This is a genomic window from Planococcus sp. CPCC 101016 (genome assembly GCF_007859295.1).
Classification (GTDB): Bacteria; Bacillota; Bacilli; order Bacillales_A; family Planococcaceae; genus Planococcus.
In genome coordinates this window covers 14,228-34,669 of record NZ_VOHB01000004.1, presented here as the reverse complement: position 1 = coordinate 34,669, position 20,442 = coordinate 14,228, and the positions used below count along the sequence as shown (strand labels likewise).

Here is a 20,442-nt window from a genome sequence, read left to right as displayed (position 1 = left end):
GTTTGCCCTTTGCCGCTTTCGGGCGGAAGGATGTCTACATCCCGGCCGCCGCTGAAAATCAGTTTAAATGGAATGCCTGCTTTTTCCAGTTCCGAGCGAAAAGTTTCTACCACAGTAGAGTCAGACACGAAATAAGAGCAGCGGTTGGTAATGGGCAAATCCTGAGAAACAAGACCTGCAACTTCGCGGGCAATGGCTTCTATTTTTTCAGGCATCCAAGATTGTTCCTGGTGCGATTTCCACTCCAGATCCAATTCCAAAGGGTTTCCTATGTAAATGCCAGTTCCCACGTCTGTAATCAGCACGTGGGGAACTGGTAAATTTTCTTCTTTTATAAGTGACAGTGCCGATTGGTAATGGCGTCCGGTTATATAGATTAGGGAAACTTCGTAGCTCCGGCTCTCATAAAAATCCAGCAGTTTCTTTAAACTGCTTTTATCGCCCACCAGCGTCCCGTCCAAATCTGTTGCTAACAAATGCGTTGCTCCGTGCACCAATGATCACCTCATACAATGAATTTATCCGTTTGGAAATGGCATCCCAATCAAAATCTTTACGAGCGATTTGCACTGCTTGTCGGCTTAATCGCTCCGTTAATAGCGTGTTTACTGACAAGACTTCCATTGCGATTGCCAAATCAATTTCGTTTTTCGTTTCAACGAGGAGTCCGGTAATGCCGTCTTGGACAACATTCTTTAACCCGCCAACATCTGACGCGATTACCGGACTGCCGCAAGCTTGTGCTTCTGCAGCAACCATTCCAAACGATTCATAAAAGCTTGGAACAATCGTTGCCGTGGCTGAGTTGAATAATAAGGCAAGCTCGTCTTGAGACTGGGGTCCAAGGAACTCGACACGATCTTCGATGCCTCTGACAGCTTCCCGCAATTTTTCGTCTTTCGGTAATTTTGTTTCTAAATCTATAGCCTCCACATCGCCGCCAGCTATGACGAGATGAGGGGTATTAACCGATCCTGTTTTGTTTGCCAACAATTGAAAAGCTTTCAATAATGTATAGATTCCTTTAGTCTCTTCCAGTCTGCCCGCAAAAACAAAGAGAGGATTACTGTAGCCGAATTTTCTGCGTAAATGTGTCCGGTTGCCACGCACCTTGAATGCCTGGTCTACTCCGATGGGGATAACTTTGATGGGAGAAGGAGAATCAACAAAAGTTTTGATTAATTGTTTTTCGTTATTTGTAGTCGCCAATATTTGATCAGCGTTTTTCAATATCGCTTTTTCTGCATTGATGCGTCGCTGATCATGGACTCCCGTCGCTTTTTCTTTTGCCCATCCAAGTGAATGTGCAGTGTGCACATATGGCAGACCAAAATCTTTTTTCAGTTTTTTTCCGATTAAGCCTGACAGCCAGTAGTGTGTATGAACAATAGCATAAGATTCAAGGTTAACTGTGCTTTTTAGTTCTTCATAAAAAGCTGGAAGCATAGAATACATTTCATCTTTTGAAACAAAGCCTTTATGTCCGGCTTCAAGTCTGATGACACGGCATGCGTTTCCGAACGTTTCTATTTTAGGGGCTGAAGAATCACACCAGTGTGTGGCAACGTCAACTTGCCATCCTTTATCTTCTAATGCAAGCGCTAATTGTTTCACATAATTATTTTGGCCACCCGCCTGTTTGCCACCGAGTTTAGCTAAAGGATCACCATGATCCGAAATAAATAATGCTTTCTTACTCATTGTAGCTCAACTCCTTTTTATCTTACGTGATATGTCTGTTATACAGAACATGCTTATGAAGTATACCCGCAGCTTTAAAATCTTAAACATCGTATTTTGAATTTTCCTTCTTTTAAGATAACATAAAAATCAGCAAAAAACAGCGGCTCGGTAATTACCGCTGTCTTTGCTGGCAATTGCTTTATTTCGTATGCACGTATTTTCCGTGAGCAGGAACTGCTGTTTTTTGGAAATTTTCGGCTAAGGAAACCAATCCCTTAGCGAGGGCGGCGCCTTTTATCGGCTTGCCGTGTCCGGTTGCAGCGATAGAAGGCTCCAGGTCCGCAAGCTTGCAAACAGATTCCCACGCAGCGCGCCAATCTGTCGTCAAATAGACCGGAGGCCCATGAATTTCTTTTTTCTGCCGAACAACTTTATATAGAGAATCCTGCTTCACTGTAACAAAAGCATCTCCTGCAATCAGAACGCGACCTCCTCGTTCCCTAAACAAAGAAATGTGGCCTGCAGAATGTCCTGGGGTATGAATCCATTGCCAACCAGGCATGCCCGGGACACTGCCATCAGATGGCAGTTCGTGAAGGTGAGCGGAAATGTCGATGGCTTTGACGGGGAATATGCCAGACATTTTGGCCACCAAACCGCCTTCAACTGAGGTGTCAGGTTCTGGGTAATCGGTTATGCCTTTCAAGTATGAAAATTCGAGAGGATGTGCATAAACCGGAACTTTGTACTGTTCCAGAATATCGATCAGGCCGCCAACGTGGTCAAAATGGCCATGCGTCAAAATAATGGCCTTCAATTGATGATCAGGCCCAAAGCGGTTTTCCGCCGCCTTAAGAATTTTATTCGCAGAATGCGGCATGCCTGCGTCAACCAGTACCCATTCGTTGCTGACATTGGGATTTCCGATAAAGAAGACATTTGCTATTTGAACGGTATAACAGTAAACATCGGGGGTCATTTCTTTTCCCGACCCGCTTCGAATAGATGTCATAGGTAAAATGCTTTCAGTTGCTGAACTTCTTTCCATGGGGCTGATTCCTCCTCTAATAAAAGTCCGCTTTCTTCCTACATATAGCTTTACCCCCAAAATCCGAATTTGAATCCGCCGACTGTAAAATTTTTGGAATGGATTTGAGTCTCTTTGCTGACTGGATTAGAATAAAGATATAAGACTTTGTGAAACTGGGTGTTTAAATGAAATCATTGATTATTATCGGATCAGGAATTTTAGGAGCCTCTGCTGCTTATCACGCTGCAAAAGCGGGAGCATCGGTGGTATTGATAGACCGTGGAGATAAAGGACAGGCGACAGGCGCTGCAGCAGGAATCGTCTGCCCCTGGATATCACAGCGGAGGAATAAAGCATGGTACGGTCTAGCGAAAAATGGAGCCAAGTATTATCCCGAACTGATTCGTCAACTTGAAGCTTTGGGGGAGACAGACACCGGCTATAAACAAGTTGGCATAGTCAGCATCCATGAAGACAGCAAATTGGATAAAATGGAGCAGAAAGCCTATGAACGGCGAGTGGATGCCCCGGAAATGGGTGACATTAAGAGACTTTCTTCAGACGAAACGAGAGCGCTCTTCCCTTATGCCACCGAGGAATACGGCTCGTTGTGGGTCAGTGGAGCTGCGCGGGTTGACGGACGGGCCATTCGAGATGCCTTAATTTCAGCGGCTGTAAGGCTCGGAGCGAAATGCCTGACAGGAAATGCGCAGTTATTGATTGAAGACACGCTGGTTATTGGGGTTTCTTTAGATGGAGATCCGCTGCTTGCAGATCGAATCGTCTCGACAGGCGGGGCCTGGGCTGCGGAATTATTCAAACCCTTGGGCATTGATCTGGATATCGTACCGCAGAAAGCCCAAATTCTTCATTTACAGGCGGAAGAGCAGATGACCGGCGAATGGCCAGTTGCAATGGTTCCTTATGGACAATACATCGTGCCTTTTGATAACGGCAAAATCGTTGCAGGGGCGACGCATGAAAATGGCGCCGGCTTTAATGAAAAGCTGACAGCAGGCGGCGTCCACCATATTCTTGATAAAACATTGGAAGCTGCACCTGGGCTTGGGGAGACAGAGATAGCCGGTGCTGCTACAGGCTTTCGGCCGGCAACAACAAGTGCCTTGCCGTTCATGGGGCAAGTTCCGGGACAGCCGAACTTTTTTGCGGCAAATGGCCTTGGCGCCTCTGGTTTGACAGCCGGACCTTATTTGGGTGAACAGTTGGCGAAACTTGTGCTCGGGGAACCTGTAGAGATCGATTTGAGTCTTTATCAAGTAGAAGAAGCAATGAAGAAGTAAAAGGGGGCAGGCAGTTATGTATTGGTGCAAGATTGCCCGGACAAAAGCGGAGTTTGATGACATTGCGCGTTTGAACTATGAGACGTTTGTGGAAGAAATTCCTCAACATCAGCCAGATGCCAGTGGCAGACGTACCGATCCATTTCATGAACAGAACACGTATTTAATTGTCTTGTCAGGGGTGGAGCTTGTGGGAATGATTGCATTGCGGTCTGAGCGCCCTTTTTCATTGGATCTAAAAATCGGCAATGTCGAAAATTTTCTGCCGGATATGGGAAAGGTTTGTGAAATCCGACTCCTTGCTGTCCGAAAAGCGCATCGCAACGGCCGTGTCTTTTTCCTTTTGGCAAGCGCTTTGTCCGATTTTTGCTTGGAGCAAGGCTTTGAATCTGCGGTCATTTCCGGCACGACACGGCAATTGAAATTATACGCCCAACTGGGTTTCGGGGCGTTTGCGGATGCGGTGGGCACTGGTGAAGCTGTTTTCATTCCAATGGTCACGACGCGCCGGCAATACCTTGACTCTGCGGCTGCAAGGCTTCAGTCAAAACGTCGGCAGTTTGTACCAGGTCCGGTCGCCTTGGCCGCGGAAATTTCAGCGCCATTTCAAAAGATGCCCTTTTCTCACCGCTCTGCAGCTTTCTATGGCGTTCGGCAGGAAGTGGACCGGATGCTTTTTGAAATGACAGGAGCATCCTCTCATTTATTGTCTGGGAGCGGAACTTTAGCGAATGAAGCGATGCTTGCCCAACTGACCGAATTGGGGACGAAAGGGCTTATTCTGGTCAACGGGGAATTTGGCAGGAGGCTGGCCAGACAAGCGGAGCGCTTGAACTTAAACTATGAAGTGACTGAAAACCCGTGGGGCCAAGCCTTCGACTTTGAAAAAATTAAAGAACAGTTAGCAACAGGAGACTATGGGTGGTTGCTTATGGTTCACGGAGAAACCTCAACTGGCCAATTAAATGATTTTTTTGCAATAACAGATGTCTGCAAACAATGGGATATTAAGCTATGTATCGATTGCATCAGCAGTTTTGGGGCAGTGCCGTTCTCTTTGGAGAATGTCTGGCTGGCGACAGCGACAAGTGGCAAGGCGATTGGCACGATGAGCGGAATTGCTATAGTCTTTGCGCATCATAAAATCACGCCAAACCAAGGCCTGCCGAGTTATTTGGATTTGGGGCTTTATTCTGCGAATATTCCCTTTACCTTTCCTTCGAGTTTGCTTGAAAGCTTCGAATGCGCTTTAGCCGCCTATCCCGAGCGCTATGAACTTTTGAATAGGCGTTTCAGGCAATTACAGAAGGAGACGGAAGACTGGCCCGTTCTTTCGGCCGGCTACCCCACGTCCCGGACTTTTAAGGTAACAGACGATACACGGTTTCTGGTACAAGACGCCCATTTATCGGGATTCGAACTGCATTCAGCGAGTGCTTATTTGAAAACCAGAGGTCTATTTCAAATATCCTGCATCCAGCCGGAATTCGAGAAAGACTGGCAGCAGTTCCTGGAGTTCTATAGTTATTATGAGCGTTATCATGCAACTGCGAAAGCCCGCCATTAGATATGGCGGGCTTTCGTTATGAAGTCACTTGTTCATAGACGGTTAAGATAAATGTTTTGTAAGGCAAATCCGGCATAGGTTCTATCAGGTTTTTGGCGATGTCAGCGTGCTTTGCAGCAAGTTCATTTTTCCCGATTTTCATATAGATCAATGCCAGGTATGCGTCTTTTTCATAATGCATTGATAGATCGTAAGGATGGTGGAGGAATTCCCATAGCTGGTGTTTATTCAGCCAAGCTAAGGCTTCTTCAAGCTGTCCCATCCCGTATAAAGCTTTTCCTTTTTCCAAGGCGAACAAAAAGATTTTATCTTCTTGATGTTTTTCCAAATTCCGATCGATCAATGCATTGGCTTTTTCGTAGTCGTGCGCAAAAGAGTTCAAGTAATGAATTTCTATGGCATCCGCAAAGGCCTCGATTTCTTCATCGTCTGTAAAATCAGCAAACAGGCGAAGCTTGGCGATATAGTAATCTTTGCTTGTGGGATCCTCACTCAGTATGGCTTGAAAACCCGCCAGCCGATAAAGCGCATCGATGCGGTAAAAGAGCTGCTGTTCTTTGGAGTAATTGATGGCTTCCTCCATTAAACGCTTCGAGTTTTTGGCGTCGCCGACAGCTGAATAAAGAATAGACTCATAATAATCGAAATCCAGCTTTTTTAATGGATCCAAAACGCCGGTGCGGGCTTCAAATGTCTTCCTGGATCGTTGAAGTGTGTCCAGTGCTTCGCTGTAGCGATGTTCTGTAAAAGACATCATTGCCTTAAAAATATGAAGGTCTGCACTTTGGTTAATCATATGCAAGCTTTCATAGATCTCTTCCGCTTTTGCTAAAGGTTCTTGCCAGCCATCCTGGTGGGCGTGGTAGCTGCAACGACTGTAAATTTCGAGAAGCCGTGCAGATTCATAACGGAACGGCATTTTCTCAATATAGGGCTTTATTTTTTCAACAATCTCCTTGTACTTTCCAATCAATTCATCGCTGATGATTTCCTGTGTATAAAGCTGCTCAACTTCTTCCAACAAGCGCCTTAATTCATTGGTTGGAATGTCCTCCAACAACTCATTGCGTTCTACTTCCAATCGTTCTGCTATATAAGAAAGACTCTCCATTGACGGATTTGCCTTATTGTTCTCAATCAAACTCAACATGCCTTTTGTCAGTTGATCGCCTGCTAAAGCTTGTAAGGTCAAGCCTTTTTGTTTTCGTAAATCTCGGATGCGGTCGCCTAAAGTGGCCATTTGATCACCTGCCCTTTCTTTAGTTTAATTATATTAAACTTTTTCTTGCTATGCCAGTTTTCTCGTGTTATATTTTGTTTAATTAAATTAAACTTTATCTGAGGGGTGAGAAATATGAACGAGGCGGCACGCATAAAACGAGCTACGTATCATCTTTATACCTTTACCATCAGTAAATTGATTTCGACATTTGGAAGCTCTGTCTATGCATTTGGCATCAGTTTGTACGTCTTGTCACTGACCGGTTCAGCCGCAAGTTTTGCGATTAATTTGATCTGCAGCATTTTGCCGAGGTCTCTTATGGCTCCGTTTGCTGGGTATACAGCGGATAAGTATTCGAAAAAAGCGATTGTCATCCTGTCTCAAGGGGCCAGTATGTTGGCGGTAGCAGGCCTGCTTTTTTACGGCATGATGAATGGTCTGTCGCTAATGGCGATTTATACGACAACTGCATTGCTGTCCATCAGTTCGATGTTCACGAGCGTCACGTTTTCTTCGTCAATCGCCAACTTAATTGATCCAGATCGTATTCAACGGGCGATGGGGTTTAACCAATCAGCGATTTCAATCGCAACAATCGGCGGACCGGTGGTAGGCGGCATTCTTTTTGGTTTCGTTTCCATGAACGTTTTCCTGCTGATCCAAGTTGCCGCATACGCTTTAGCTGTTTTACTGGAGTCGACGATGAACTTTAAATTATTTACTGTCCGTCTAGCAAAAGGGGTAAATGAATTGGAAAAGACGATGTTGACAGAAATGAAAGAGGGCTTTTCCTACCTTAAGTCCAATCGGGTCATCATGGTAATCGTAACGACTGCTATCGGCATCAACTTCTTTTTCTCCTCCTTAATGATTGGCTTGCCATTTATTGCGGTTCAGCAATTGCAGGTGGAAGCCACGCATTTTGGAATGATTGAAGCAATGATTGCTGTTGGCATGCTTGCTGCGTCTATTTATTTTTCTGTCACTAAGGAAGTGCAATTTCCTTTGCAGTTTGCCAAAAGAGGAATATTGGGCATGTCTGTGCTGCTTGCGGGAATGGGAGTTCCGCTTGTAGTCGGAATGTCTTACGGAATGACAGTTGTTTATTTCCTGGTACTGATGCTGCTTTTTGGCATCACCAATGTTTTTGTCAACACACCGATTGGCGTCATGATGCAAAAGGATGTGGAAGAAGAATATCGGGGCCGTGTTTTCGGTATTCTCGAGTCAATGGCAATGGCCATGATGCCGCTCGGTTATCTATTGTTCGGTCTGTTGTATGATCTGGTGCCTGCTCAATATGTTGTGGGTGTAAGCAGTATTTGTCTGATTGCATTAACGAGCTATTTAATGCGGCCATCAGTCCTCAAAGAAGCCCATCCTGAACTGCCAAAAATCCTTTCAAACCAGCCAGAACCTTTGTAAGTCAGAAGGACCGGTTTTTTGCAAATGTGTTTAGTTTGTAAGAAAAAGGGAAAAATCGAAAATACAACACTTTAACTTGAGAGGATGACGGATGATGGATAAGAACAAACCAGAAAATGTACCAGCACAGGAACAGGAGCGGCAACCTGGATTTGAGACAGAGATGAATCCCAAACCTGATTTTAAAGGAAACCTTGCGGGTCAGGCTCATCGGCTGCCTGGTAAAACTGCTTTGATTACCGGAGGGGACAGCGGGATTGGACGTGCCGTAGCACTCGCATTTGCAAAAGAAGGGGCAGATGTGGCAATTTCCTATCTTGATGAACATGAAGACGCGGAAGAGACAAAGAAATTTGTCGAACAGGAAGGCCGTCGTTGCTTATTGATTGCAGGGGATATCGGTGACGAATCGTTTTGCAAGGAAGTAATCCAAAAAGTGATCGATGAATTCGGCAAATTGGATGTATTGGTCAATAACGCAGCAGAACAGCATGTCCAGCAGTCGCTGAAAGACATTACGGCAGAACAATTGGAGCGGACATTCCGTACTAATATTTTCAGTATGTTCCATTTGACCAAAGCAGCACTCCACCATTTAAAACCTGGGGCATCCATTATTAATTCAACGTCCATTACGGCTTTCCGTGGCGAACCGACATTGATTGATTACTCCTCTACCAAAGGGGCGATTCTGGCATTCACACGTGCCTTATCCGGTTCTCTTGTAAAAGAAGGAATTCGAGTCAATGGTGTAGCGCCGGGTCCGATCTGGACACCGCTTATTCCAGCGTCTTTTGATGCTGATACGGTAGAAGGGTTCGGAACCAGTTCGCCGATGGGGCGGCCGGGCCAACCAGACGAATTGGCACCAGGCTACGTTTATCTAGCTTCCGACGATTCTTCTTATGTAACAGGACAAGTTCTCCACATAAATGGAGGAACACCTTACTAGAAAAGCGGAAGCGGCACGTTTTCAGCCGCACAGCCAGAATGGCTTATGACCCGAGGAGCTGGGCGCTGGAGTCTAGACAATAAGAAAAGCGAAGCGCCCATACCGTCCAGAAATTAAATAAAGCAATCAAATTCAATAAAACAGGCAGGCATCATTTTTGATGTCTGCCTGTTTTATTGCGAATTCTTTTTTTATTAACAAAATTAATTAAATTTTATATGAATAAATACCTGTATTTATTGTCTAAGAAAAATATTTCTAGGGTAAGTTGTTACTAAGGACACATTACTGATGAAGTAAGTGGGTGTAAAAGATGCAGGCAGAAGAATATCAGACGCCATTAAAAAAGCATATTTGGAGCTTGATAATCTTGAATTTTCTTGATGGATTATTGACTTACACAGGGCTCTCGCTGGGTGCCATCACCGAAGCCAATCCATTGCTGGCTTCGTTTTCTCCGTTAGCTCTTTTGGTGACCAAACTGCTATTGTCTCTTTGTCTTTTCAGCTTTCTTTATACGCCATTCGTGCGGATCCAATCCCGTAAGTGGCGCTATGTCCTCTCTTTTGTCAACATGCTTTATTCTTTCATTTTGCTGCTGCATTTCTTCTGGCTTTTCGCTTTGCTCGTGTGAAATACAAAAACATCGCTGAAAGCGATGTCTACATAAAGATGACAACCAGCTAGACAGAGATGCTGGTTTTTTCTGTCGTTCGCAAAGTTTTATTGGAAGCTTTGTAAAGAACAATCAGCAGGATGCTGGCTATTGCCAAAGCTGCCGAAAAATAATAGATGCTGCCAGCTTGAAGAGTTAGAAGCCAGGTGAATGTCAAGGGACCGATAATTCGCCCAAGATTGTCCATTGAATAGGTCATACCGGCAGCTGTGCCATATTTGCCCCCAGATTCTTTTGATGTCAGGGACACCAATGCAGTCCGCGCCAAAGCGTTGCCTGCAGTGAAGATGCTGAGCGCAACGCCGGCAAAAATCAGGCTGGTGGTGAAAGGCATAATCACCAATCCGATAGCTGTAACGACTTGCGCACCGATGATCCACTGGGTTTCGGTGCCATCTTTTATGCGGCGAACAACGCCGCCTTGTATGGCGGCGTCGACAAAGCCGCTGGCTATAAACAAATACCCGAGCTGGAGCGGCGTAATTTCAATTTGGTCGATCTGAAACAATTGGAAGGTCGATTCCAATCCTGCCAGCAGGAACGTTACCATAAAGGAAAATAAAAATAAGTAGCGGACGCGGAATTGCCAAAGCGTACTAGAACCTTTCGGGAGAAGTGCGCGTTTCACCGCTTGACCTTTACGGACAGGCTCTTTTAAAACTAAGCTTGCATAGATCATCAGCAGCAGAGTCAGAACCGCAGAAACTGTGAATGGCAAGGACAAGGACACGGCGCCGAGCAAACCGCCGATTGCAGGCCCGAAAATGAAGCCGAGGCCAATCGACATGCCAAGCAGCCCCATATATTTATTGCGTTCTTCGTCTGTCGTAATGTCTGCTACATAGCCAGTCACGGCAGTATAAAGCGCCCCGGAGAACAAGCCGCCGACAATGCGTGAAAGATACAGCAGCGTGAGGTTGTCAAGAAACAGCGAGAATAGGAAAAAGCTCAAACTGAATCCCGCCAAGCCCAGGAGAATCAGTTTTTTTCGGCCGGTCTTATCGGAAAGTTTCCCCCACAGCGGTGCTGTAAAAAAAGAAGACAGGGCATAGATAGTGATCAAACCGCCGACATGGATTTCCGAGTAGCCTTGTTGAACGATGACTTCGGGTAAAATCGGTATGATAATGCCGAATCCGAGGTAAACAAAAAACTGGACGGACATCAGCAATAAAATAGTTTTTTTCATAATAAGGAATTCCTGCTTTCTCAAAAGAATATGCACCCATTTTACTCTTGTTTCAGCTTTAGGACAATGACCGGAAAAAAGAGGGCCATTTCTGGCTCTCTTGATAACTTCTTGCTTTTTATCCAGTTTGACATGCTGGAGGCGCCAGGCATTCATTACAACCGATACGGAACTGTACACCGTATCTTAACGGCTCTACTTTTTTCTGCGTATCTATCATCGTAGACTACTGAAGCTTTTTCGGCAGCGAAATTAACGCTGGCCTCTGAAACACCAGCAATTTTTGAAGCCCTTCTTCGACAAGAGTTTTTCAGTGCAAAGGTTCTTCGATTAATTCGCTCATCTGAAGATCCTCCTAATCCTATTTTTAGCTGTAATATAGGTATAAGGGGTACATAAACCAAGTCATTTACACCATCTTATCAATTGTCATCAAAATGTTAAGTTTAAAATTCTGAAATGATGGTATTATAAGCATAGACACAGAAAAGTCAATAATAACTACTCTGCACATGAAACACGGCAGGTTGAGATTCGTCCTTATAGATAACGAAAAACACAAAGAGGTGATATGGATGGCGAAAAACGTAGATGTTCGCAACATTGTTTCAAATTTATCGAAACTAGGAATCCAAGCAAAAATCACAAAATCCCGCGTGGAATTAATAAAAGCGATTGCTTTGCCTCAACCGATTCAAACGCAGTCTCAACAATAAAAACTCCGACGCCAAGCGTCGGAGTTTTTATTTTTTGTTTTTATCAAACATGTAATTCTTATGATGGAATTTCATGCTGAAGACGATTCCGAGAGCTAACATATTCCCGATTAATGAGCTGCCTCCGTAACTGATGAACGGAAGCGGTATTCCAGTGATTGGCAAGAGTTGTATTGTCATCCCGATATTCTGGAACACATGGAAGGTGATCATCGCAATAATTCCTGCGCATACGTAAGTGCTGAAGGTATCCTTGAATTGCAAGGTGATTTTAGTCAAGTGGTAGATCAGCATGAAAAATAAGATGATGACCGCACTGGCTCCGATAAAACCGAAATCCTCCGAAATGACCGTGAAAATAAAGTCCGTATGGTTTTCCGGTACATAAACCTGTCGTCCTTGATAACCTTTGCCGAATACTTCGCCTGATCCGATGGCGTTCAATGCAGCAATCAGATTATAGCCGCCTGATTCAGCATAGGAATAAGGATCAAGCCATGTATAGATGCGTTCGAACATATAAGGTTTCAAGCCGAATGCGCTGGATAGAAACTCTTGTGCATGAATGGTCATCCACAACAGCGATGCCCCGATAATGGCTACGCCGCCAAAACTAGGGGCAATGATCTTCCAGGAGATTCCTGAAACCACGACAATCGCCAGCGTAATGGCGATGAACACAAGTGCTGTCCCAAGATCGGGCTGAAGTAAGATGAAGCCGAGGGGAATGCCCAGACAAAGTCCGATTTTTCCCAGTAGATAAAAATCGGATTTGATCGTTTTCAATAAGTTTTGTTCATGATGGGACGAAATCATTTTTGCCAGTGCCAGGATATAGAAGGTTTTCATGAATTCGGCCGGCTGGATATTGACAAATGGGGTATGAAACCAGGCTTTGGCGCCATTGACGGGCTGGGCGATTTGTCCTACGCCATCTGGGGAAATCATTAACAGTATAAGCAGAAAAATACCGAAGCCGTATAAATAATAAGCCATTTTTTTGTATTGTTCTGGATCAAAGTACATCAGCACGCCAATCATTCCGACAGAAATGATATAAAATATAGCCTGTCTTGGGACGAAATTAGTTAAATACTGTCCTGAAGTCTGGGCGGAGGAAATAGCCACCAAGCTGACAATGAAGAAGAGAAATAGGATGAAAGCCAACGACCAATCAATCCGGTCGGTGAAGCTTCTATTAGTTTGCATGTATTTTCACCTGTACTTTTTATTATTATGAGTCGGAATATATTATAACGTATATATCTGTAATATGCGCATGACAAAAGTAATGACGCATTTGGAGCAGAGATGTTTCATATTTAACTGTTTTGGTCGTATAATAAGAAGTGGAATGGAGTGGGGGATATGGTAAAAAAACCGTTGAACACGGACGCCTACATACAGCATTTATATATCTATCTAAACGAATCTGATCATTTTGCCTTATTTAGCGGACTTACCTTTGCCCATTTTTTGGATGCCATGAAATTGCCTAAAAACCTGCTGTTGCTAAAGCACCCCTATGAAGATGCTTCTTTTAACATGCACACTCATATGGAATTCGCCACACAGGAAGAGTTTGGGCAGCTGCGAAAAGCACGTGCAAACAAAAAAAGCGAATTTTGCTGGATTGATTTTAAAAGTGAAAAACAATTGAATTCCCTTACGCCGCAGGAGCAAGCTGAATTGCTGTACATCGGCCATAAAAAAGAACCAATTAAAACACCGTTCTATTCAACCCTTCAAAATGAATTTGTTTATTTGTCTAGCGAAGAAGAGGAAACCACAAAAATATACTTCCGCAAATTAGAACGCCTGAATGAGCTTGTTGGTAATTACTTTACGTATCTGATTCGCCGGGAAGAAAATGGACAGAATTTCTGGCGGCGTAAATCTAAAGACCTCATCCCGGAATTGCCAGCTGAAATATTGCAATCTTTAAAAAAGAATTACCGGGAAGGCGTACTCATTTCATTAGTAGACCCCGAAAAAACCAAAAATACAATCGAGCTGCATATTCGGCCGGTAGAAGAGATTTCTTTTCTAGATGAATTCTGGTCCGATATCGAAGAATACACGAAACAGGGGATTTCACGCAAAATCATTTATGATAGAAAACAAAAAGTATGGAAATGATACCTGGAAACAGGTATCATTTTTTTCGGGCTGGATTTTGATGTGGATTAAATTGAATTTAAAAACATTATGTCATACGCCGCTTCTCCTATATGGGAAAGCTGGAGAAAAAGTCGGTCTTTTAATTCAGAAAACCCGCGGAAGAGCTGGTGTTGAACCAGTTATTCAATAAAATAAGAGCCGCTGCTGGTTTAAGAATATCGGCAAGTGAAGACCTATCGGTTCGATATATAGAGATAAAAGTGCAGCAGGTTTGAATATGGAAGAAGGGAATCATATGGCTTGGATTTATCTGATGATCGCAGGAATGACAGAAATTGTTTGGGCGATCGGCTTGAAGCTTGCTGATGGCTTTACGAATGTTGTTCCTTCTCTCGTAACATTGATTTTTATCGCCATCAGCTTTCTGTTATTTGCTACAGCAATGAAGACAATACCGATTGGTACAGCTTATGCAGTCTTTACAGGTATAGGCGCTGCAGGAACAGCTGTCCTTGGTATTTGGCTATTCAATGAAAATGCCAGTTTGGAAAAACTGTTCTTTTTAAGTCTGCTGCTTTTCGGTATTATCGGGTTGAAGGTATTGGATGGGAAAGAAGCCTCTGAGAAGGAAGTGCGGCCATGATGGCTTGGCTGATTCTAATTGCTGCGGGGCTATTTGAAGTGGCTTTTGTCACAACGATGAAATTATCAGAAGGTTTTAAAGTAAAATTATATACAGGGTTAACTATTATAAGTGGTGCACTCAGCTTCTATTTGCTGTCACTGGCCTTAACCACTATTGCGCTGGGCACGGGATATGCTGTGTGGACAGGTATCGGCGCGGCTGGCAGTGTTTTGGTCGGCATGCTGTTCTTCAACGAGAGCCGCCAGCCGGCGAAATTGTTTTTCCTTTCCTGTATTATTGCCGGAGTAGCAGGGTTAAAAATTTTTGGCGGCTAACATGAAAAAATTATTAGTCATTGTAGGTTCGTGATAAACTAAGCAATATGGAAAATGAAATGAGGTTTCTTTGATGAAAAAACAGATTGGTTTATTATATGGAGGCAAGTCGGCAGAGCATGAGGTTTCTCTGTCTACAGCTCTGGCAGTTACAAAAGCAATTAATTTTGATGCATATGAAGTTTATCCTATTTATATTACGCAGGATGGCGAGTGGAGAAAGGGCGCCCGTCTTGAAGAAACGGCAAAGACCATTGAGCAGCTTCAATTGGATGGGCAGTCTTCAAAGCCAAATGACATCTCCGGTTTTCTTCCCGCTCAGAGTGGGAAAGCGCTGGATGTTATCATTCCTTTATTGCATGGACCAAACGGAGAAGATGGAACCGTTCAAGGTTTGCTTGAAGTGATGAACATTCCGTACGTTGGAAACGGTGTACTGGCATCTTCAGCAGGGATGGACAAAGTAGTGATGAAGCAATTGTTTGAACAGGCAGGTTTAGAACAAACTCCTTATGTGTATTTTATAAGAAGAGAGTGGGACAAAAATCAGGAATTTTGGCTGAAAAAGGTAGAAGCGGAACTTGCATGGCCAGTTTTCGTAAAGCCGGCCAATTTGGGGTCGAGTGTCGGTATCAGTAAAGCGGATAATCGCGAAGAATTGATTGGTGCCGTAAAAGAAGCGCTCAAATTTGACCGCAAAATTGTAATTGAACAAGGAGTGGTCGCTCGTGAAATCGAAGTCGGCGTTCTTGGAAACGATGAGCCGGCTTGTTCCGTAGCAGGTGAAATCAAACCATTAAAAGCTTTTTATGATTATCAGGCAAAATACAAAGACGGCAATACAGCCATGATCATTCCAGCTGAATTAGACGAAGCAGTCTATGCAAAACTGGAAGCGGCTGCTAAAAAAGCCTTTAAGATACTGGATTGCTCCGGGCTTGTCCGTGCGGACTTTTTCGTAACGGAGACCAATGACATTTTGATAAACGAAGTGAACACCTTGCCTGGTTTTACTCCTTATAGCATGTTCCCGCTGCTATGGGAGCACACAGGTTTACCGTATCCGGAGTTGATTGAAAAGCTCATCGCTTTAGCGATTGAACGGCATGAAGAAAAACAATTACTACAAGTTAAAATAGATTGAATGGAGAAGCCAAATGAAAAAAAAGATTGAGCAAGTAGCCAAATGGCTGGATATCAAAACTAATTTAAAAGGCTTTGACGTTACTGGGGTCTCGATTAACACGAGAACGCTCAAGCCGGGCGATTTGTTCATTCCTTTCCGTGGCGAACAAGTGAATGGGCACAAGTATGTCCGTTCAGCCATCGAATTAGGTGCATCCGCTTCTTTATGGCAACGCGACGAACCGGGGGCGCCTGAAGATCTGCCTTTGCTTTTTGTAGATGATTGTGAAGTGGCTTTGCAGGAGATGGCTCGTGCCTATCGCGATGAATTATCGGCACTGGTCATTGGAATCACAGGTTCCAATGGCAAGACCTCAACCAAAGATTTGGTTGCCAGCGTATTAAAGCCTTATTTCAAAGTGCAGAAAACACCAGGGAATTTCAATAATGAGCTGGGTCTGCCTTTGACGATCTTGTCTATGGATGAAGACACTAAAGTAGCAGTCCTTGAAATGGGCATGAGCGGCAAAGGGCAGATTGAATTTTTGTCTGAGTTGGCGCGTCCAGATTACGCTATCATCACCAACATAGGAGAAGCTCATTTGCAGGATCTTGGATCTCGTGAAGCCATTGCCGAAGCAAAGTTTGAAATCACTGCAGGTCTTCAGCAGCACGGCAAACTTTTCTATGATGGTGACGAACCTTTGCTGCACCCGTTCGTGGAATCTTTTCCTCAGGCTGTTTCTTTTGGATTCGATGACAATAACGAATTGACGGTAACTGATATTAAAGCTACTGAAAATGGCAGCAGTTTTATGGTGAGCGGAATTATAGACGCCGCTTTCACAATTCCCGTATTGGGCGAGCACCAAGTGAAAAACACTTTAGCAGCCATTTTGGTGGCTCTTGAAGCTGGTTTGTCTGAAGAGCAGATTCGCAAATCTTTGAAAGAAGCTGCTTTGACAGACATGCGGATGCAGATGATTCAAGCGGACAATGGTGCGATTTTTATCAACGACGCCTATAATGCAGCTCCATCCTCCATGAATGCCGCTTTGAATTTCATTCGTGAAACGACCATGAAAGATAAGAAATGGGTCGTATTGGGCGACATGCTGGAACTTGGCGATGATGAACAGAGCTATCATGAAGCGCTCAGCAAGTACATTTCTGATGCTCTGACCGGTGTCTGTTTGTACGGTCCACGCATGAAATGGCTTTATGACAAATTGCAGGCTGATTATAGTGGCAAATTGTTATGGAGTGAAGCTGACTATGGACCGATCGTCGACTTATTGAAAAAATACACCAACAAGGATTCGGTTATTTTAGTTAAAGGATCCCGTGGCATGGCGCTGGAAAAGGTTATCGAACCTTTCAACAGCTGACAACGAAAAATTAGGCATGGACATAGAATAGGTTAGAGAATACTGGATGCTGTTAGCAGTGAAAAGAGGGAAATGATTTGAAAACCGGCGTTCTTTGTATCCATGGTTTTACAGGAGGTCCGTTTGAAGTTGAACCATTTGCTGATTTTTTAACGGAGCATACCGACTGGATCGTTGAAATCCCGACTCTCCCAGGGCACGGCGAAAAACTCGCGCTAAAGAGCATTTCAGCTGAAAGCTGGATGATGGAGGCGGAGCTGGCACTGAAAAGACTGAAGAAATCAGCGGACCGCATTATCATTGTAGGGTTTTCGATGGGCGGACTGATTGCCATGTATTTGGCGATGCGCTACAAGATCGACCGATTGGTTCTGCTGAGCGCAGCTGCCAAATACATCAGTCCCGCTCAGATCTTTAAAGAAGTGCAGGAAGCAATGAGAGATGTTTTAGCTGGGAAAATAGCGGAGAATGCTTCTTTTCATCTTTATGAATACAAGCTAATGAATACACCTGTCAGTTCCACCGTTGAATTTCTCCGGGTGGTGAAGATGGTCGAACCATATTATGACAAAATCAAAGTGCCGGTATGCATCGTGCAAGGCGGCAAGGACAGTGTAGTTCCGGCTTCTGCAGCAGACTTCATCCATGACCGCATCGGTTCTTCTGAAAAGCATATGATTCATTCGGAATCCGGCAAGCACTTAATTTGCTACAGCGATGATTGCGACGATTGGTTCAAAGAAGTTTTTGAGTTTATGAATAAAGGCGCAGAGTAAACTGATTATTGGAACCTTTGCGTATTGATTGCAAATGGAAAAAAAACATGTTACTCTTTTGAGAGCAATGGATACATTTTTGAAACACTCTTCCCTGTGAAGAGTATTTTTTTGAGCAAAACGGTTTGTTCTATAGATAGGGCATCAAACACCCGCCGATCAGACCGCTCGGCAAAGCCCGAGCTTTTTCTGTTCACACATCCCCTCTGACTTAAAACTACAGAGTATGATTTTCGACGTGAAACTTCCTCATAAAGGCTCGACTCTTGTCACTAATTCATCTAAAATGTACACCATTTGTAAATCAGATGAAGACAAAAGGAGATTGAAAAATTTGGTAAAATTTTCAGAGTTAAATATTAGCGAAACAACTTTAAAGTCCGTAAAACGCATGGGGTTTGAAGAAGCAACACCGATTCAAGAGGGAACAATCCGTCTTGGAATGGAAGGCAAGGACATTATCGGACAAGCTCAAACGGGTACTGGTAAAACAACTGCTTTCGGAATTCCTTTGATTGAGAAAATCGACACTAAAGACGGTAATGTTCAAGGACTAATCATCGCACCGACACGCGAATTGGCTATCCAGGTTTCTGAAGAACTTTACAGACTGGGCCAAGATAAAAACGTGCGCATCCTTTCAGTATACGGCGGCCAAGAAATCAGCCGACAAATCCGTGCACTTAAAAACCGCCCACAAATTATCGTTGGTACTCCAGGACGTCTATTAGACCATATCAACCGCCGTACTCTTAAATTGGATAATGTAAATACATTGATCCTTGACGAAGCAGACGAAATGTTGAACATGGGCTTTATCGAAGACATTCAAACAATCATGTCAAGTGTTCCTGACACTCGCCAGACATTGTTATTCTCAGCAACTATGCCGGATGCAATCCGCCGCATTGCAGAGAAATTCATGAAAACTCCTGAAATCGTTAAAATTAAATCAAAAGAAATGACTGTTGAGAATATCGAGCAGTTTTACGTGAAATCTGTAGAGCGTGAGAAATTTGATTTTCTTTCACGTCTTTTGAATGTTCAACAGCCAGAGCTTGCAATCGTCTTTGGACGTACAAAACGCCGTGTTGACGAATTAGCAAAAGCTTTGAATATCCGCGGCTACCTAGCTGAAGGAATTCATGGCGATTTGAGCCAAGCGAAACGTATGTCAGTTTTGAAACAGTTCAAAGCAGGTAAAATTGATATTTTAGTTGCAACAGATGTAGCTGCTCGTGGACTTGACATCTCAGGCGTATCGCACGTATACAACTTTGATATCCCTCAAGATCCTGAAAGCTATGTTCACCGTATCGGCCGTACTGGCCGTGCAGGTAAAAAAGGAGTCGCAGTCACGTTTGTAACACCACGTGAAATGGGCTACTTGGGAATTGTTGAACGTACGACTAAGAAAAAAATGGAAGCTCTAGTTCCTCCGACTGCAAATGAAGCTGTTTTGGGCCAAAAACGCGTTGCGATGGAACAATTGTTTGAAATGACAGAGAAAAACAACCTTGGCGATTACCGTGAATTTGCGACACAAATGCTTGAAAAGCATGATGCGGTCGACTTGATTGCTGCTGCTCTTAAAACAATGACTAAAGAACCGGAAGATATTCCAGTCTCTATTTCCGAAGAACGTCCTTTGCCATCACGCGGAGGCGGCGGATATAAAGGTAAAGGCGGAAGCGGACGCAGTGGCGGAGGCGGCGGTTATAAAGGCAATCGTTCTTCAAGCTCATCTCGTCCATCTTCATCAAGCCGTGGAGCGAGCTCAGGCGCAAGCCGACGCCGTGAAGGCGGAAGCGGGGGCGGACGTCCAGGACGTACGACTCGCCGCAGCGAATCTTAATACCGAATAACTCAAGGACGCAAGCAAACAGGAAACTGTTTTGCCTGCGTCCTTTTTTGCTGTCCCGATATCGGTTACAATTGGATGAAACGTTATGAGGAGTAAATCGTATAATGGAGAGGTACGCGATTGGAGAGAAGCGAATGAACAATCAACCGAAAAACCAAATTTCACGAAAAGGCTTAACCGTCTGGCGTGTGTACGGCAGCATGGAAACGGCTGTCATTGCACTGATTGCCATCGGAGCGGGAGTTTTAACGTATTTTTTTGACTGGCCGCAATGGCTGTATATTATTTACGGATCAGTCATCTTGCTGTTCGGTTTCCTGCTGATTTATTTGTTCCCGAAAATCCGTTGGCAGCGCTGGCGCTACGAGGTAAGGGAACAGGAAATTGAATTGCAGCATGGTTTGTTTATTGTAACCCGGACATTGGTCCCGATGGTGCGTGTTCAGC

20 protein-coding genes are annotated in these 20,442 nt (G+C 44.1%); 14 read left to right on the top strand and 6 right to left on the bottom strand.

Features of this window, described 5'->3' with window-relative positions; genetic code table 11:
* The 3 genes from FQV26_RS14485 to FQV26_RS14475 all read right to left on the bottom strand — a co-directional run.
* Window positions 1-476: HAD-IIB family hydrolase (locus FQV26_RS14485; protein ID WP_146558844.1), on the bottom strand; the 476-nt coding region annotated here is incomplete at its 3' end.
* Window positions 436-1,701, bottom strand: coding sequence for a glycosyltransferase (locus tag FQV26_RS14480; protein ID WP_146558254.1), 1,266 nt, complete (start codon window positions 1,699-1,701; stop codon window positions 436-438). The genes FQV26_RS14485 and FQV26_RS14480, both read right to left, overlap by 41 nt.
* 181 nt (window positions 1,702-1,882) lie before the next feature.
* Window positions 1,883-2,731 (bottom strand): MBL fold metallo-hydrolase, encoded by an 849-nt coding sequence (locus FQV26_RS14475; RefSeq protein WP_146558253.1) that lies wholly within the window; start codon window positions 2,729-2,731, stop codon window positions 1,883-1,885.
* A 167-nt stretch (window positions 2,732-2,898) separates the two neighbouring features.
* Here FQV26_RS14475 and FQV26_RS14470 point away from each other — a divergent pair, with 167 nt between their 5' ends.
* Together FQV26_RS14470 and FQV26_RS14465 are read left to right on the top strand one after the other, a co-directional pair.
* Complete coding sequence (locus tag FQV26_RS14470; protein WP_146558252.1) at window positions 2,899-4,014, top strand: NAD(P)/FAD-dependent oxidoreductase; 1,116 nt, start codon at window positions 2,899-2,901, stop codon at window positions 4,012-4,014.
* Window positions 4,015-4,030: 16 nt separating this feature from the next.
* The gene (locus tag FQV26_RS14465; protein ID WP_146558251.1) at window positions 4,031-5,581 is read left to right on the top strand and encodes a GNAT family N-acetyltransferase; all 1,551 of its coding nucleotides are present in this window, start codon (window positions 4,031-4,033) and stop codon (window positions 5,579-5,581) included.
* Between the two features lie 16 nt (window positions 5,582-5,597).
* Here the strand turns inward: FQV26_RS14465 and FQV26_RS14460 are convergent, their stop codons facing one another.
* Window positions 5,598-6,821 carry a helix-turn-helix domain-containing protein gene (locus FQV26_RS14460; protein ID WP_146558250.1) on the bottom strand — a complete coding sequence of 408 codons (1,224 nt, stop codon included), beginning with the start codon at window positions 6,819-6,821 and terminating at the stop codon, window positions 5,598-5,600.
* A gap of 114 nt (window positions 6,822-6,935) precedes the next feature.
* On the opposite strand from FQV26_RS14460, the gene FQV26_RS14455 reads away from it, so the two are divergent.
* The 3 genes from FQV26_RS14455 (at window position 6,936) to FQV26_RS14445 (ending at window position 9,814) form a co-directional block, all read left to right on the top strand.
* Window positions 6,936-8,228 (top strand): MFS transporter, encoded by a 1,293-nt coding sequence (locus FQV26_RS14455; protein ID WP_146558249.1) that lies wholly within the window; start codon window positions 6,936-6,938, stop codon window positions 8,226-8,228.
* 91 nt (window positions 8,229-8,319) lie between these two features.
* Window positions 8,320-9,180 carry an SDR family oxidoreductase gene (locus tag FQV26_RS14450; protein ID WP_397431272.1) on the top strand — a complete coding sequence of 287 codons (861 nt, stop codon included), beginning with the start codon at window positions 8,320-8,322 and terminating at the stop codon, window positions 9,178-9,180.
* A 370-nt stretch (window positions 9,181-9,550) separates the two neighbouring features.
* Window positions 9,551-9,814, top strand: coding sequence for a DUF5658 family protein (locus FQV26_RS14445; protein WP_146558247.1), 264 nt, complete (start codon window positions 9,551-9,553; stop codon window positions 9,812-9,814).
* A 49-nt stretch (window positions 9,815-9,863) separates the two neighbouring features.
* On the opposite strand, the gene FQV26_RS14440 is transcribed toward FQV26_RS14445, so the two are convergent.
* Window positions 9,864-11,201, bottom strand: a complete 1,338-nt coding sequence (locus FQV26_RS14440) for an MFS transporter (protein WP_146558842.1) — start codon at window positions 11,199-11,201, stop codon at window positions 9,864-9,866.
* A 419-nt stretch (window positions 11,202-11,620) separates the two neighbouring features.
* On the opposite strand from FQV26_RS14440, the gene FQV26_RS18835 reads away from it, so the two are divergent.
* Entirely contained in the window at window positions 11,621-11,761 is a 141-nt protein-coding gene (locus FQV26_RS18835) for an Lmo0850 family protein (RefSeq protein ID WP_186759981.1), read from the top strand.
* Between the two features lie 27 nt (window positions 11,762-11,788).
* Here FQV26_RS18835 and FQV26_RS14435 read toward each other — a convergent pair whose 3' ends face one another.
* The gene (locus FQV26_RS14435) at window positions 11,789-12,970 is read right to left on the bottom strand and encodes an FtsW/RodA/SpoVE family cell cycle protein (protein WP_146558246.1); all 1,182 of its coding nucleotides are present in this window, start codon (window positions 12,968-12,970) and stop codon (window positions 11,789-11,791) included.
* A 159-nt stretch (window positions 12,971-13,129) separates the two neighbouring features.
* On the opposite strand from FQV26_RS14435, the gene FQV26_RS14430 reads away from it, so the two are divergent.
* From FQV26_RS14430 to FQV26_RS14395, 8 genes are all read left to right on the top strand, one after another.
* Window positions 13,130-13,900 carry a hypothetical protein gene (locus FQV26_RS14430; RefSeq protein ID WP_146558245.1) on the top strand — a complete coding sequence of 257 codons (771 nt, stop codon included), beginning with the start codon at window positions 13,130-13,132 and terminating at the stop codon, window positions 13,898-13,900.
* A gap of 277 nt (window positions 13,901-14,177) precedes the next feature.
* Window positions 14,178-14,525 carry a DMT family transporter gene (locus FQV26_RS14425; RefSeq protein WP_146558244.1) on the top strand — a complete coding sequence of 116 codons (348 nt, stop codon included), beginning with the start codon at window positions 14,178-14,180 and terminating at the stop codon, window positions 14,523-14,525.
* The gene (locus FQV26_RS14420; RefSeq protein WP_146558840.1) at window positions 14,525-14,842 is read left to right on the top strand and encodes a DMT family transporter; all 318 of its coding nucleotides are present in this window, start codon (window positions 14,525-14,527) and stop codon (window positions 14,840-14,842) included. Before FQV26_RS14425 ends, FQV26_RS14420 begins: the two co-directional genes overlap by 1 nt.
* 73 nt (window positions 14,843-14,915) lie before the next feature.
* Window positions 14,916-15,986: a D-alanine--D-alanine ligase gene (locus tag FQV26_RS14415; RefSeq protein ID WP_146558243.1), complete on the top strand. Its 1,071-nt coding sequence runs from the start codon at window positions 14,916-14,918 to the stop codon at window positions 15,984-15,986.
* Between the two features lie 13 nt (window positions 15,987-15,999).
* Window positions 16,000-17,355: a UDP-N-acetylmuramoyl-tripeptide--D-alanyl-D-alanine ligase gene (locus FQV26_RS14410; protein ID WP_146558242.1), complete on the top strand. Its 1,356-nt coding sequence runs from the start codon at window positions 16,000-16,002 to the stop codon at window positions 17,353-17,355.
* A gap of 77 nt (window positions 17,356-17,432) precedes the next feature.
* A complete protein-coding gene (locus FQV26_RS14405; RefSeq protein WP_146558241.1) occupies window positions 17,433-18,131 on the top strand; it encodes an alpha/beta hydrolase in 699 nt (232 codons plus the stop codon).
* Between the two features lie 334 nt (window positions 18,132-18,465).
* Window positions 18,466-19,986 carry a degradosome RNA helicase CshA gene (gene cshA / locus FQV26_RS14400; RefSeq protein WP_146558240.1) on the top strand — a complete coding sequence of 507 codons (1,521 nt, stop codon included), beginning with the start codon at window positions 18,466-18,468 and terminating at the stop codon, window positions 19,984-19,986.
* Between the two features lie 143 nt (window positions 19,987-20,129).
* Window positions 20,130-20,442 (top strand): PH domain-containing protein (locus tag FQV26_RS14395; protein ID WP_146558838.1); only part of this gene is annotated, 313 nt, incomplete at its 3' end.

Excerpts from the sequence above, each read along its gene's own strand:
- FQV26_RS14455 (WP_146558249.1), top strand. The coding sequence starts at position 6,936 with ATGAACGAGGCGGCACGCATAAAACGAGCTACGTATCATCTTTATACC.
- FQV26_RS18835 (WP_186759981.1), top strand. The coding sequence starts at position 11,621 with ATGGCGAAAAACGTAGATGTTCGCAACATTGTTTCAAATTTATCGAAA.
- FQV26_RS14465 (WP_146558251.1), top strand. The coding sequence starts at position 4,031 with ATGTATTGGTGCAAGATTGCCCGGACAAAAGCGGAGTTTGATGACATT.
- FQV26_RS14470 (WP_146558252.1), top strand. The coding sequence starts at position 2,899 with ATGAAATCATTGATTATTATCGGATCAGGAATTTTAGGAGCCTCTGCT.
- FQV26_RS14430 (WP_146558245.1), top strand. The coding sequence starts at position 13,130 with ATGGTAAAAAAACCGTTGAACACGGACGCCTACATACAGCATTTATAT.
- FQV26_RS14410 (WP_146558242.1), top strand. The coding sequence starts at position 16,000 with ATGAAAAAAAAGATTGAGCAAGTAGCCAAATGGCTGGATATCAAAACT.
- FQV26_RS14425 (WP_146558244.1), top strand. The coding sequence starts at position 14,178 with ATGGCTTGGATTTATCTGATGATCGCAGGAATGACAGAAATTGTTTGG.
- FQV26_RS14450 (WP_397431272.1), top strand. The coding sequence starts at position 8,320 with ATGATGGATAAGAACAAACCAGAAAATGTACCAGCACAGGAACAGGAG.
- FQV26_RS14480 (WP_146558254.1), bottom strand. The coding sequence starts at position 1,701 with ATGAGTAAGAAAGCATTATTTATTTCGGATCATGGTGATCCTTTAGCT.
- FQV26_RS14440 (WP_146558842.1), bottom strand. The coding sequence starts at position 11,201 with ATGAATGCCTGGCGCCTCCAGCATGTCAAACTGGATAAAAAGCAAGAA.
- FQV26_RS14475 (WP_146558253.1), bottom strand. The coding sequence starts at position 2,731 with ATGGAAAGAAGTTCAGCAACTGAAAGCATTTTACCTATGACATCTATT.
- FQV26_RS14415 (WP_146558243.1), top strand. The coding sequence starts at position 14,916 with ATGAAAAAACAGATTGGTTTATTATATGGAGGCAAGTCGGCAGAGCAT.
- FQV26_RS14435 (WP_146558246.1), bottom strand. The coding sequence starts at position 12,970 with ATGCAAACTAATAGAAGCTTCACCGACCGGATTGATTGGTCGTTGGCT.
- FQV26_RS14420 (WP_146558840.1), top strand. The coding sequence starts at position 14,525 with ATGGCTTGGCTGATTCTAATTGCTGCGGGGCTATTTGAAGTGGCTTTT.
- FQV26_RS14460 (WP_146558250.1), bottom strand. The coding sequence starts at position 6,821 with ATGGCCACTTTAGGCGACCGCATCCGAGATTTACGAAAACAAAAAGGC.